Below are 12,978 nucleotides of genomic sequence, written 5' to 3' on the forward strand. Positions count from 1 at the left end.
GCCCGCGGCGGGTCTTCTCAGCACCCGGCCCGCCTCCGTACCGGCCCTTCGGCAGCGGTGGTGCCCGACGTCGACAGCGGTGGCTCCGGACGTCGGCAGCGGTGTGTGAACAGCGGTGGTGCCCGACGTCAACAGCGGTACGAGAAGGACGCCTTGTCCTGGAGCGGCTCGCCCGAGGAGGTCGGCGACAACACCCGGAGCGTGGCCACGCCCTTGAAACGGCCGGACCCCGTCACCTCCCAGCGCAGCGGGAGCTCCACCGACGTGTCCCCGGCGAGCACGTTCTGCTCGCGCTCCGGCATCCGCACGCCGTCGCTGCGCACCCAGACGTACCTGATGCGGCCCGCGCCGCCGTTGGTGGTGACCGTGCCGACGAGCGAGGCCGTTCCGTCGCAGGAGATCGTCTTCTTGGGGCCGCGCACGTCCACCTTCTGGACGAGCACGTCCGCCGCCGGCTGGAAGCGCAGCCACAGGATGACCACCGCGAGGAGCGCGGCGAGGAGGGCCGATCCCGCCCAGGCGCCGCGTCTGGTCCGCCGCCCGCGCCGTACGGGCCGCGCGTCGCCGCCCGCCTCCCCGGCGAACTGCGTGGTCGTCCCGGAACGCCAGATCTGGGCCGCCGTGGTGTCCGCCGGCACGCCGGGACCGAAGCGCATGACGACGTCGTCCCCACCCGCCGCACCCGCCGTGTCCGCGTGCGGGGCGGCCTGAGCGGGCTGGTCGGCCGGGCCGGGAAGGTGCAGCAGGGTGACCGCCTCGTCCGGCGGTGCGGCGGACGAAGCGGCGGACGCGGCGGCGACCGGCGTCGGGGAGGCCGGCGCAGGGGAGACGGGCGCGGGGGAGGCCGGCGCAGGGGAGACGGGCGCGGGGGAGGCCGGTACAGGGGAGACGGGCGCGGGGGAGGCCGGTACAGGGGAGACGGGGGCGGGGGAGGTCGTCGACCACACCCGCAGCGTGCCGAGCAGCGAGGCCCTGCCCGCGTACTCCTCGGGAACCGGGCCGGCGGCGAGGAGGGTGTCGCGGGCGGCGGCGAGCCCGTGGGCCGACGCGGCCGAGGCGGCCCGGTCGAACAGGACGGCCGAGCCGTCGTCGGCCCAGCTCGCGGCGAGCCCCCTGGCGAGCTGGACCCAGGCGGCGACGTCGCGTTCCGGCGAGGCCGGCTCGCCGCGTAGCGCTTCGAGCAGGCCGCGCTCGGCGAGCAGGGCCGAGCCGTCCCCGGCGATCACCACCGTGCCGGGATGCACGGCGCCGTGGGCGAGCCCGGCCGCGTGCAGGACGAGCAGGGTCTGGGCGGTCTCCGCCAGGATCGACGCCACCGCGCCGGGGCCGGGGGAGGGCCCGCCCCGGCCGAAGACGTCGGCGAGCAGGTCGGCGAGCACCGGAACGGGCGCGCCCCCGGCGACGAGCCAGATGTCGCCCCGGGCGGTGACCAGGTCGGCGACGGGGAGCAGCCCGGCGCGGCCGCCGGGCGCCGGACCCCACTGCGCGATGAGGCGGCGGTCGGCGGTCACCGCGGCGACCAGCCGTTCGCGGGCCGCCGGGGTGGCGACCAGCGCGGGGGCGAACCGCAGCACTCCCGACGGCGTTCCCGCGGGGGAGACCGCCTCGCTCCAGGTGCCGACCTCGCCGGACCGGGTGCGCCCGGTCAGCCGGTGTCCCGCGACGGAACCGCCGTCATCCATCTATCGCCGCCTCCGGTGCCGTCCCGTCATCCTCTTCACGGCCAGTGTGGCGGGTACGAGGCCGGTCGTCACCAGGCCGAGGGCGAACGCCCCCATCGAGGCGGACGGCACCGGCGCGGACGTCAGCTGGGGCGGAGGCTCCTGCGGGGTCGTCGGCGGGTCGGTCGGCCGGACCGTGTTCGTCGGCGTGTTCGTCGACGGAGCGGTCGTGGGGGTGTTCCGCGGCTGCGTCGGCGTGGACGTCACCCCGGGAAGCTCGGGGATGTTGACCGTGTCGTCCGGCTCCGGCGTCGTCTGGCTCGGCCGGGGACGCGGGCGGGTCGGCGTCCGCGACGGCGTCGGCCGCCTGGTCGGCGACGGCTTCGCCGACGGGGCCGGCGGCGGGGTTGTCCTGACCGCCGGCGTCGGACTGGGCGAGGGAGAAGGAGAGGGGGAGGCCGTTCTCGACGGCTTCGCCGACGGTGTGGGGGCGACGTCGGCCATCTCGGGCACGGAGTCGTCCTCGTCCTCGATGCCGAGGTCGGTCGGCGTGGTGCTCGGGGTCTCGATCGTCGTGCCGGCCCGCAGTTCGGCGTCGCCGAACGACCCGACGAGCGTCGCGGCGCCTCCGCCGACCACCGCGACCGCGATCGCGACCAGGCCGATCCTGACGCTGATCTTCGTGAGCGGGCTGCCGCCGACGTGGGTCTCGGCGAGGGTCGTCGTGGCCTCCGGCGGCTCCTCGGCCAGCGGGAAGAACGGGAGCAGCAGGCCGGCGAGCGCGGCCAGCCGCCGCCGTCCCCGGTCCTCCCAGGCGGGGCCGTACGCCTCGCCGGCGACGGACTCCAGCTCCCGGAGGAACGCCTCGGCCGACGGGTGCCGGTCGGCCGGGTTCTTGGCCATGCCGCGCTCGATCAGCCCCTGCAGGGCGTGGGGCACCTCGTCGACCGGCGGGGGCGTGGACTGGTGCTGGCGGGCGAGCGCCGGCAGGCTCTGCGCCCGGAAGGGCCGGGTGCCGGTGAGGCACTCGAAGAACACCACGGTCGCGGCGTACACGTCGGTGGCCCGGCTCGCCTGGCTGCCCGACCACTGCTCCGGCGCCATGTACGGCGGCGTCCCGGAGGCGCCGACCCCCTCGCCCGCCCTGGCGGCGATCCCGAAGTCGACCAGCTTGCTCATGCCGTCGGCCTCGACGAGCACGTTCTCGGGCTTGTAGTCGCGGTGGACCACCCCGACGGCGTGCGCGGCGGCCAGCCCGAGCAGCGAGCCCTTCAACACGGTGAGGGCCGCCTCGGGCCCGGTCGGCCCCTCCGAACGGAGCATCGTGCGCAGCGAGACGCCGTCGACGAGCTCCATGACGATCGCGGCGCCGAGGGGCGCCTCGATGTACTCGTAGAACCGCGCGGCGTGCGGGCTGGGCTCCATGAGGGCGAGGAGGTGCGCCTCCTGGCGGAACCTGCCCACGAAGTTGAGATCGGAGCGCAGCTCGTCGGAGAGGTACTTGATCGCCACCTGTATGCCGTCGGCGTCGTGCCTGGCGAGGACGACACGGCCCCCGCCCCCCGTGCCCAGCTCTCGTATCTCGGTGTATCCGGGGGCACTCCAGGCGCCCGTCTGCCCGTACATCCGGTCTCCTCATCGACCCATGACGAGACCGTAGCTTAGTGATTGATCACTAAATAAGCCGAAAAGTCGTGAAAGTCAGTCACGAACCGCATTTGGCCTGCGAAGAACGTGCTCCGGGACCGGGACGCCGGGGGCGAGCCTGGGGTCCGGTTCCGGGGCGCCCCAGGTGCTCCGCAACGGCAGCACCCCCGCCCAGAGCGGCAGCGCGTAGTCCTCCTCGTCGTCCGACGGAGGGCCCTGCCGTATCTTGACGGACGCCTCCTCCAGGGAGAGGGCGAGCACGGCGGTGGCGGCGAGCTCCTTCCCGCTCGGTGGCCGGACCACGTCCCACTGGCCGGGGGCGAGCTGCTCGGTGATCGCGCGCAGGCCGTCGAGGCGCTCGCCGTCGTCCTCGACCTCCCGGGCGAAGCCGTAGATCATCGCCGAGCGGTAGTTCACGGAGTGGTGGAACGCCGATCTCGCCAGTACGACGCCGTCCAGGTGGGTGACCGTCACGCAGACCGGCGAGGCGTACGCGGCGCGCAGCGAGGCGGCTCCCGTGGACCCGTGGAGGTACAGCGTCTCGCCGATGCGGCCGTACCCGGTGGGGATCACTCTCGGCGAGCCGTCCACCAGGACGCCCAGGTGGCAGATGAGCCCGGCGTCCAGGACGGCGTGCAGGTCGGCGCGGTCCGTGCGGGCCCGCTTCTTGCCGCGCTTAATCACGGTTTGGGGTGTTCCGGAAAGCATGTCCGTTACGTTAGGAGCCGGGTGGACCGCTGAACATGGCCACTTCCGAGAACGAACGGGGAACCACTTTGCGGGCGCACGTCGACCTTCCGCTGGCCGTGGACCGGCACTCACCCGTCGCGCTCGCCGTCCAGGTGGCCGACCAGCTCCGGGACGCGATGCGCGGCGGAGGGCTGCGGGCGGGCGAGCGGCTGCCGTCCAGCCGGGCGCTCGCCGCGCTGCTCGGCGTCAGCCGCACCGTCGTGACCGACGCCTACCAGCAGCTCTACGCCGAGGGCTGGCTCGACGGCAGGCGCGGCTCCGGCACGTACGTCGCGGACATCCCGGCGACGCCGGTCGCCCGGGCGGTCAGTGCGGTCCCGGTCGTCCAGGCGGGCCCGGCCGACCCGGCCGACCCGTTCGCTCCGGTGGAGGCGGGCCTGGTCGACCTGCGGGCGGGGCGGCCGTGGGTGCTCGGGCACGACGCCGCCGCGTGGCGGCGGGCCTGGCGCCGCGCCGGGGACGCGCCGCCCGACGACCGCCCCGACCCCCGCGGCCACCCCGACCTGCGCGCGCTGCTCGCCGACCACCTCCGCACCGCCCGGGCCGTACCGGTCGGGCCGGAGAGCGTGCTGGTGACGCGGGGCACCGGGCACGGGATCGACCTGTTCGCCGCGTCCCTGCTCGCGCCCGGCGCCCGCGCGGGCGTGGAGGAGCCCGGCTACCGGGTGGCCAGGCACGTGCTGCGGGCGCGCGGAGCCGAGATCGTGCCCTGCCCGGTGGACGACCAGGGCGTGATCGTCGACGAGCTGCCGGACGACCTGGACGTCCTGTACACGACCCCGGCCCACCAGTTCCCGCTCGGCGGTCGGCTGCCCGTCGCCCGGCGCGAACGGCTCCTCGCCTGGTCCCGCCGCACCGGCGCGCTCATCGTCGAGGACGACTACGACGCGGAGTTCCGCTACGACGTCGCGCCGCTGCCCGCGTTGTACGGGCTCGACCCCTCGCGTGTCGTGCTGCTCGGCACCCTCTCGAAGTCGCTGAGCCCCGACGTGGGGCTCGGCTGGCTGGTGGCCGCGCCCGAGCTGCTCGCGAAGGTCGCCGCGCGCAGGAAGCTGCTCGGCGACCGCACCTCCGGCCCGGTGCAGCGCGCGGTCACCACCCTGCTGCGGCGCGGCGACCTGGACCGGCACCTGCGCCGGATGCGCCTGGAGTACGCGCGGCGCCGGGCCGCCGTCGTCGAGATCCTCGGGCCGCTCGTGAAGGGCGACACCGCCGGCCTGCACGTCCTCGTCGAGCTGCCCGAGGAGGCGGTCGGCCCGCTGGTGGAGGAGGCGCGGGCGCGCGGCGTGCTGCTCGACACCACCGTCCGGCACCACCACGGGCCGGTCCGGGTCCACGGGCTGGTCCTGGGGTACGGATCGGCGTCGCTCGCCGACGTCAGGCGCGGCTGCGCCGTCATCCGGGAGCTGGCCGGGGATCTGTGACGGGGCTCGTGGAGCGGTCAGATGACCCGTTCGAGCACGCGGAACTCCTCGCGCGGGCGGGGCAGCGCGAAGGCGGGCACGCTCTCACCGGTGATCCGGTTGACGTCTATGCCGCCGGGATCGCCCTCGACCGTCCCCGGCACCTGCGAGTGGCCGAAGTGGCCGCCGCGGGACCAGAGGCGGCGGCTGCGCTCGGCCGCCAGCGAGTGCGGCGAGGGCAGCGGAGGCCCGGCGGGCCAGCGCCTCGGCACCCGCCAGGCGTCCAGCCAGGTGAGGATGTCGTCCAGTCCGTCGAGCTTGCCGTCGGTGAAGGGGTGCTCCACCGAGCCGAGCACGCGGATCTGCACGCACACCCGCCCCTCCCGTCCCCGTTCGCCCGGCAGTCCGCGGGCCGCGCGTGTGGGGGGAAGCGACTGGGCGATCTCGCCGGTCACGGGGTTCCAGACCAGGTGGGCCGGGCACCCGAGCTGGATCATGCGTTGGGCGGCGGACTTGGCCGACACCGCGAGAGGGTCGGTCGGCCAGATGAACCAGACGGCTCTCGGAACTCCGCCGATCATGGGGCCGGAGTCCTCGGGAGCGGGAATTCGGCTGGCGCCGGGCATCCATGCGTGGGCCACTGTGCCCCCTCAATCGTCGATCGCCCTGATTTCTCCCCTTATGTGCCAGAGCTGACACCTCGGGACGCCCGATTGTTACTGGCGAGTGGCAATCTTGCGCAGGCCGTACCGCGTGCGGCGGACGACGGCGTATCCCTTGGTCAGGGTGCGCTCCTTGAGGTAGACGAGAGGGATGCCGCGGCCCTCCACCGCGAGCGAGAACCGGGTCATCGTGGTGCCCCTGCCCACCGTGAGCCGGGGGATGGCCAGCTCGTCGTGCCGGTCGGCGGCGACCGCGTTGCCCACCGCGCAGGCCGCCCAGAAACCCGCACGGCGCACCTCCCGGCGCACCCGCGCGCTCGAATAGCCGTACGGGTAGGCCATGGTCGTCACCGGGCGGCCGATCCGGTCCTCGATCAACGCCTTGTTACGGCGGAGTTCCTGCCGCAGCTCGTGGTCGCCGATCTGGTCGAGCTGGGGGTGGCTGTGGCTGTGCCCGGCGATCTCCACCCCGTGCTCGGCCGCCTCGCGCGCCTGCCCCCACGACAGCGTGCGGTCCAGCGGCAGGCCGGCCGCCTCCGCCCCGGCGTCGGACACCCAGCCGCTCGTCAGGAACACCGTGGCGGGGAAACCCAGCCGGTCGAGCACGGGGAGCGCCTCCTCGTGGAAGTCGGCGTACCCGTCGTCGAAGGTGATGACCACCGGGCGGTCCGGCAGGGCGGGCCCCGTGCCGTGCAGCGACGCGACCAGGTCGGCCACCGTGAGCGGGGTGAACCCCGAGTCCCGCAGGTATCCGAGCTGGTCGGCGAAGTCCCCCGGCCGCACCGCGAGCGGCCTCGTTTCCGGAGTCGGCCGGTCCGTCACCGAGTGGTACATCAGGATCGGGACCCTCGTCACGAGCGCCTCCTCAGACGCAGCCCGCCGACCAGGTAGCCCCACGTCGTCCAGGTCAGGCCGACCACGATCGCGCCCGCCCGGCCCAGGCCCGCGAGGTCGCCGCGTACGGCGTCGCCGAGGCCGCGCAGCACGCCGAGCGGGAGCGTCCTGAAGGTGTAGCCGCGCTCGCTGGAGAGCCCGTCGCCCGCGCCCACGCTGCGCGTGACGATCGCCTTGGACAGCCCCTCGGCGTAGCAGCGGGCCCGGAAGTAGGCGAACCGCGACCGCTCGGCGGACACCTTGTGCCCGATGGCCGCGTCCGGCTCGAACAGCAGCACCGCCCCCGGCCGCCGCTGCGTCAGCCGGATGCAGAACTCGGTCTCCTCGCAGCCCAGCGGGCGGCTCCTGCGCCCCTGGACGTTGCGCCCGATGCCCGTGCTGAACCCGCCGACCCCGCCGACGACCTCGCGGCGGAACGCGGCGTTGCCGCCCATCACGTTGCGGATCGGGGCCCGCTCGACCGGCATCCCGCGATAGGTGCAGCCGACCGTCCAGTCGAACTCCTCCGGAAACCAGCGGGGACGCCGCCCCGCCGCCCACAGCGGCCGGGTCAGCCCGCCGACCCCGGCCACCGCCGGGTCGGCGAACCCCGTCTCGAACGCCGCGAGCCATCCCGGCTCGGCCACCGCGTCGTCGTCGAGGAAGGCCACGACGTCGCCGCGGGCGATCTCCACCCCCGTGTTCTTGCCGCCGGACAGGCCCCGCTCGTGGGCGTTCTCCACCACGACCGCGTCGGGATGCTCCCGCTTGAGCCGCAGGTGCAGGTCGGGGTTGTGGTCCACCACCAGGATCAGCTCGTACGGCGGGCGGCGCTGGCCGCGGACCGATTCGACCGCGGCCGCGATGTCGTCCCAGCGGTCCTCGGTGTAGACGCAGATGACGACCGAGGTCCGCACCGGCGCGGGAGCCGTCATGCCGCCCCCTGGTCGGCGGCCTGGGCGGCGGCGGGGGCGGGGTGCCGCGCGGCCGGCCGCCGCCGCTCCCGCAGGATCGTGCGCAGGACGCGCAGGCCGTCCCGGACCGCGTTCAGGTTGCTCTCGCCGTGCAGGCGGCAGCGCTCGTGGCTCGGCACCTCGTGAACCCGCAGCCCGGCCCGGGCCGCGCGGATGTTCATCAGCGTCTCGACCTCGAAGCCCTCGCAGTCGAGGTCGAGCGCCGGCAGGTGCCGGGCCCAGAACGCGTTGTAGCCGTAGCACAGGTCCGTGTAGCGGGTGCCGTAGATGCGGTTGACCATCGCGCGCAGCAGCGTGTTGCCGAGCCTGCGGGTGAAGGTGAGGTCGTCGCTCCCGCCGCCGGGGATGTACCGCGAGCCCTTGGCGAAGTCGGCGCCGCTCACCAGCGCGCTGACGAACTGGACGATCTCGCGCCCGTCGGTCGAGCCGTCCGCGTCGATCATGACGATGATCTCGCCGGTGCAGGCCGCGAACCCCTCGGCCAGCGCGTCGCCCTTGCCCCGCCCGCGCTGGTTGACGACGCGCAGCCCCGGCCGCAGCCGCCGGGCGACGGCGACGGTCTCGTCGGTGGAGTGGCCGTCGACCAGCACGACCTCGTGGATCCAGGAGGGCAGCGTGGCGAAGACGTGCGGGAGGTTCTCGGCCTCGTTCATGGCGGGGACGACCACGCTGACCGTGGGCGCGATGGCCAGGTGGGGCCCGAGTGGGGTGAAACGGCGGCCGGCCGGCAGCGGGCGCAGGGCCGCGAACGGGGAGGTGGCGCTGGGCTCGGGACTCATGGTGACTGGACGTCCTTCCGGTCGGTCTGGCATGAGCGGGGACCCCTTCTCACCGCGTGCCCGTCTCGCGTTCGGCCGGCGCGTGCCCTCGGTACAGCCACCGGACGATCAACAGGAACAGGCTCAGCACCCCGACGGTCGCCACCCCGGCGCGGGGAGACCAGGCGTCGAAGAGCAACATCGCCTCCGCGAGCACGACGTTGACGGCGAGGCTCGCGGCCGCGCCCACCGTCAGCGCCGAAAGAGGGTCACGATCGCGCAACAGTCCGACGACCGCCGCTCCGGGAACGACGAAGAGGAACATCGGGGTGAGGATCATCCGGACCGGCGTTTCGATGTCGGCCAGTGCGAGCACCGCGCCGACGGCGCACGCCGTACCGAGGACGGCGATGGGAACGGTCCGATTCCTGCCCATGTCTCCTGGTCTCCCGGCTGGTAGAGGCCACTGTGACGCGGTTGGCTGGCCCACTTATGGGACCAATCGCAACAGGCATGCGTCAATGGCGACGCATTGCCTCGGCCCCCGGTTTACCAGGCCGCGCCGGAAGAGACGATCTTATCTTAAATGTCGAAAAAGATTAATGGAACGGTCAAGTTGATTTGCGTAGGTCGTCCGTATTTCTGATCATCGCTTTCCTCGGATTCCTCGCCTTTCACACATTCCTCGCATACCTCGCTTTCCTCGCTTTTCAACCGTGAGGCGCGGGGCGCCGACAGCGTGCGCGAGGGGGGCAGCGAGCCGGTGTCCCTGGGGCCCGCGTCGTTCCGGGCTCAGCGGCTCACGGTGGTCTCGCGTTCCACGCGCGACAGCTTCTCGGGATTGCGCACGTGGTACGCGCCGGTGACGTAGCCGTCCTCGACCCGCACCGCCACCACGCCGTCGATCTCCCCGTCGACCCGGACGAGCAGCCCCGGGCCACCGTTGATCTGTACCAGCTCGACCGACCTTTCGGCGTCGCGCTTCCACCAGCCGACGGCCAGCAGGCGAGCCACGGGGCCGACCCCCACGACGGGCCGAAGCAGGGCATGTTTGATTCCACCGCCGTCGCTCAGGGCGACGACGTCCGGCGCGAGGATGTCGAGCAGGCTCTGCAGGTCGCCGGTTTCGACCGCTCGCTGGAAGGCCCCGAGTGCGGCTCGGGTCTCGGCGGGGGAGGCGATGCCGCGTGGCCGCCGGGCGGCGACGTGTGACCGTGCCCGGTGGGCGATCTGGCGGACCGCGGCCGGGCTCTTGCCGACGGCCTCGGCGATCTCGTCGTACTCCACGTCGAAAACCTCGCGCAGCACGAACACCGCCCGCTCGGTCGGCGTGAGCGTCTCCAGCACCAGCAGCATCGCCATCGAGAGGCTCTCGGCGAGCTCGACGTCCTCGGCCACGTCGGGCGCGGTCAGCAGTGGCTCGGGCAACCACGGCCCGACGTAGGACTCCTTGCGCCGGCCGAGCGCGCGCAGCCGGTCCAGCGCCTGCCGGGTGACGATCCGCACCAGGTAGGCGCGCTCCTCCCGCACGGTGTCGAGATCGACGTCGACCCATCGCAGCCAGGTCTCCTGCAGGACGTCCTCGGCGTCGGCGGCCGAGCCGAGCATCTCGTAGGCGACGGTGAACAGCAGGTTGCGGTGGGCGACGAACGCCTCGGTGGCGGAGTCCGCGGAGTGCACGGAGTCCACGCGGTCGGCACGATCGAGCGGCTCGGCCGTGTCCGTGGTCCGTTCGCTGCGCCCGCTCATGCCCGGCTCCTGCCTGCTCGCTCTCGACTGTGCCACACGCACGAGACGCCGGTCCGCACCGCTTTGTGACACCCGCGATCGGTGGCTCATGTCACATGACCGCGCTGTCACGGGGATCGGGGTGCGGACGTCTCGTGTTCGCCGGCGCGCCGCCCGAACGATCCGGGCGGCACACGACATCACCAGTCGAGATCGAGAGGGAAGACAACACCATGCCCACACCCACGACCGAACAGCAGGACCTGCGGTCGCGAATGCCCAACCCCCTCCCATTCCTCCCCGAGATGGCAGTGGTCGCCGAAGGCCTGCACAAGACCCTCAGGGACGGCCCGATTCCGCAGACCACCATCAGCCTGCTGCAGCTCCGCGCCGGGCAGATCCTCGGCAGCACGTACTTCACCATCCGGGAAACCGGCAACCTCCGGAAGGCCGGGGAGTCGGAGGAGCGCATCACCGCCGTGGCGACCTGGCGGGACGCCACGTACTTCACCGACGCCGAACGGATCGCGCTGGAACTCGTGGAGGCGGTCCTCACCCCGAACCCGTCCGGGGAGCGCGTCCCCGATGAGCTGTACGCCAGGGCGTCCGCGCACTACGACGACAAGGCGATGTGGACGCTCATCATGGCGATCGCCCACATCGGCTTCTTCACCCCCGCCGCTCTCATCGCCAAGCCGATCCCCGGTATGCCCCCCGGCCGGAACTACACCGATCGACGCCCGACCGGCTCAGGGTGAGGGCGCGGCGACCGTTCCTCACCCTGAGCACGGCCGGTTCTGAGGCCGCCGGGGACACCTCCCCAAGGTTCGGAAACACCGTTCAACGCCGAGAAAGGCATGGAATGAGCATTCGTAAGTTCGCGGTGGCAGGAGCGACCGGACGGCTGGGACGCCACGTCGTCGACGTCCTCACCGAACAGGGGCACCAGGTCGTGCCGATGTCCCGAGCCACCGGCGTGGACATCATCACCGGTGAGGGCCTCGCCGAGGCCCTCACCGGGGTCGACGTCATCATCGACGTCGCGTCGTGGCACGCCTCCGACCAGGAGGCGGCGACGGAGTTCTTCCGCACGGCGACCCGCAATCTGCACGAGTTCGGCCAGAAGGCAGGAGCCGGCCTGATCGTCGCCGTATCCATCATCGGCGCCGACAAGGCCACCGGCGGTTTCATCGCCGCCCAGCAGGTACACGAGGAGGCCAACCTGTCCGGGCCACTGCCCGCCCGCATTCTGCGCGCCGCGCAGTTCCACGAGTTCGTCGGTCAGCTCCTGGACTGGCAGCAGGGCGACGTCGCCTACATCCCGGCCCTGCCCACCCAGCTCGTGGCCTGCCGCACCGTGGCCGAGGCCCTGGTCGACCTGGCCGTCGACTCCGAGGCGCCCGCCCAGCCCGCTCCAGGAACACCGATCCCCGAGGTCGCCGGACCCCGCAAGGAGGTCATGGCCGAGGCGGCCGCACTCCTCGGCGCCCGCCGGGGCGTCAAGGTCGTCGGCGTCGACGGCTCCGGCATGCCCGACGCCGAGATCGCCGCCGACGGCGCGTTCCTGCCCGGCCCGCACGCCAAGCTCGCCGGCCCCACCTTCCAGGAGTGGCTCGACGCCCAGCCCTGACCTGTTCCCGGAAGTTCTGACCCGGCCGTACGTCACGGCCTGGCCCTTGTCCCCACGGCCTCCGCCGCCGGCTGCTGTCGCGGCGCGAAATCCCGCTACTGGGGCTGTTCCGCGTCGGCGGTGGCTTCGGCCGGGTCGCCCTGCCAGGAGACCCGGCAGTACGGGTCGCCGCCCGGGGAACGGAAGGTGATCAACGCGCTCCCGGCCGCGCCCGGCTCGGTCACCGTCAGCGTGACCCGGCCGCTCGCCCCCGCCCGCAGCCTGCCGTTGGCGGGCCGCAGCACGACCCCCTCGGGGACGGTCGCGGTCCACGCGACGGCGGCGTTCTGGGCGTACAGGGTGATCACGCCGGAGGCGGCGCGGCCCAGCCCGCCGGGGCAGCTCACCGACAGCAGGGGAGCGCGTCGCGTGGGGGCGGAGGCGGGCCTGGTACGCGCGGGTCTCGCCGTCGGCGTCCTCGCGGGGGCCGGGGTCCGGGTCGCCTTCGGAGTGCGGGAGGGCCGGGCGGCAGTCGGGGAACGCCGTACGGCGGGTGTGCGGCGGGACGCGGGCGGGCGGTGGGAGTCGGCTGTGCGGCCCGGCTCCGCCGTTCCGCCGGGCGAGGACGCGGGGTCCGGCGAGCCGGAGGGCCCGGCTGACCGCCCGTCCGGCGGGGTGGGCGCGCGGCCGTCGCCCGGTGAGGCGCCGGGGGATCCGGCTCCGTCCGGGCCGCCGCCGGGGGGCGCGGCGCCGCCCGGACCGGTGCCGGAGGGCCGGATGGGGGCCGGGGTCGGCGCGATGGCGGGTACGGCTCCCTGCCCGGGCAGGCCGAGCGGCACGTTCATCATCTCGGCGCGCCCGCCGAAGGGCCGGAACGCCACCTCGCCGCCAGGCTCGGCGACCTGCCATCTGA

Annotated in this window: 13 protein-coding genes and 1 pseudogene; 4 read left to right on the top strand and 10 right to left on the bottom strand. The window is 73.7% G+C overall.

The window, feature by feature from the left end; all coding sequences use genetic code 11:
- Positions 1–128: 128 nt before the first annotated feature.
- From AWQ70_RS40315 to AWQ70_RS10135, 3 genes are all read right to left on the bottom strand, one after another.
- On the bottom strand, positions 129–1,682 hold the full coding sequence (locus tag AWQ70_RS40315) for a protein kinase family protein (RefSeq protein ID WP_067173307.1): 1,554 nt from the start codon (positions 1,680–1,682) through the stop codon (positions 129–131).
- The gene (locus AWQ70_RS10130; RefSeq protein WP_067173310.1) at positions 1,683–3,287 is read right to left on the bottom strand and encodes a serine/threonine-protein kinase; all 1,605 of its coding nucleotides are present in this window, start codon (positions 3,285–3,287) and stop codon (positions 1,683–1,685) included.
- Between the two features lie 75 nt (positions 3,288–3,362).
- Positions 3,363–4,016 carry a pyridoxamine 5'-phosphate oxidase family protein gene (locus AWQ70_RS10135; RefSeq protein ID WP_067173313.1) on the bottom strand — a complete coding sequence of 218 codons (654 nt, stop codon included), beginning with the start codon at positions 4,014–4,016 and terminating at the stop codon, positions 3,363–3,365.
- Between the two features lie 35 nt (positions 4,017–4,051).
- Between AWQ70_RS10135 and pdxR the strand changes: the two genes are divergently transcribed.
- Positions 4,052–5,482, top strand: coding sequence for a MocR-like pyridoxine biosynthesis transcription factor PdxR (gene pdxR / locus AWQ70_RS10140; protein ID WP_084516754.1), 1,431 nt, complete (start codon positions 4,052–4,054; stop codon positions 5,480–5,482).
- A 17-nt stretch (positions 5,483–5,499) separates the two neighbouring features.
- Here the strand turns inward: pdxR and AWQ70_RS10145 are convergent, their stop codons facing one another.
- The 6 genes from AWQ70_RS10145 to AWQ70_RS10170 form a co-directional block, all read right to left on the bottom strand.
- The gene (locus tag AWQ70_RS10145) at positions 5,500–6,042 is read right to left on the bottom strand and encodes a hypothetical protein (protein WP_174552375.1); all 543 of its coding nucleotides are present in this window, start codon (positions 6,040–6,042) and stop codon (positions 5,500–5,502) included.
- A gap of 135 nt (positions 6,043–6,177) precedes the next feature.
- Positions 6,178–6,978, bottom strand: coding sequence for a polysaccharide deacetylase family protein (locus tag AWQ70_RS10150; protein WP_084516756.1), 801 nt, complete (start codon positions 6,976–6,978; stop codon positions 6,178–6,180).
- The gene (locus AWQ70_RS10155; RefSeq protein WP_067173322.1) at positions 6,975–7,931 is read right to left on the bottom strand and encodes a glycosyltransferase family 2 protein; all 957 of its coding nucleotides are present in this window, start codon (positions 7,929–7,931) and stop codon (positions 6,975–6,977) included. Before AWQ70_RS10155 ends, AWQ70_RS10150 begins: the two co-directional genes overlap by 4 nt.
- Positions 7,928–8,749, bottom strand: coding sequence for a glycosyltransferase family 2 protein (locus tag AWQ70_RS10160; protein ID WP_084516757.1), 822 nt, complete (start codon positions 8,747–8,749; stop codon positions 7,928–7,930). Before AWQ70_RS10160 ends, AWQ70_RS10155 begins: the two co-directional genes overlap by 4 nt.
- A 49-nt stretch (positions 8,750–8,798) precedes the next feature.
- Positions 8,799–9,164, bottom strand: a complete 366-nt coding sequence (locus AWQ70_RS10165; RefSeq protein WP_067173326.1) for a hypothetical protein — start codon at positions 9,162–9,164, stop codon at positions 8,799–8,801.
- Between the two features lie 356 nt (positions 9,165–9,520).
- Positions 9,521–10,477 carry an RNA polymerase sigma-70 factor gene (locus tag AWQ70_RS10170; RefSeq protein ID WP_067173330.1) on the bottom strand — a complete coding sequence of 319 codons (957 nt, stop codon included), beginning with the start codon at positions 10,475–10,477 and terminating at the stop codon, positions 9,521–9,523.
- A 212-nt stretch (positions 10,478–10,689) separates the two neighbouring features.
- Between AWQ70_RS10170 and AWQ70_RS10175 the strand changes: the two genes are divergently transcribed.
- Positions 10,690–11,214 (top strand): carboxymuconolactone decarboxylase family protein, encoded by a 525-nt coding sequence (locus AWQ70_RS10175; protein ID WP_067173333.1) that lies wholly within the window; start codon positions 10,690–10,692, stop codon positions 11,212–11,214.
- Positions 11,215–11,318: 104 nt separating this feature from the next.
- Entirely contained in the window at positions 11,319–12,086 is a 768-nt protein-coding gene (locus AWQ70_RS10180) for an SDR family oxidoreductase (protein WP_067173336.1), read from the top strand.
- A gap of 95 nt (positions 12,087–12,181) precedes the next feature.
- On the opposite strand, the gene AWQ70_RS39805 is transcribed toward AWQ70_RS10180, so the two are convergent.
- Entirely contained in the window at positions 12,182–12,472 is a 291-nt protein-coding gene (locus AWQ70_RS39805; protein WP_169808646.1) for a hypothetical protein, read from the bottom strand.
- Positions 12,473–12,494: 22 nt separating this feature from the next.
- Here AWQ70_RS39805 and AWQ70_RS39810 point away from each other — a divergent pair.
- Positions 12,495–12,978: pseudogene (locus tag AWQ70_RS39810) on the top strand (hypothetical protein); the annotation flags it as partial.

It is taken from the genome of Microtetraspora niveoalba (genome assembly GCF_001570405.1).
Taxonomy (GTDB): Bacteria; Actinomycetota; Actinomycetes; order Streptosporangiales; family Streptosporangiaceae; genus Microtetraspora; species Microtetraspora niveoalba.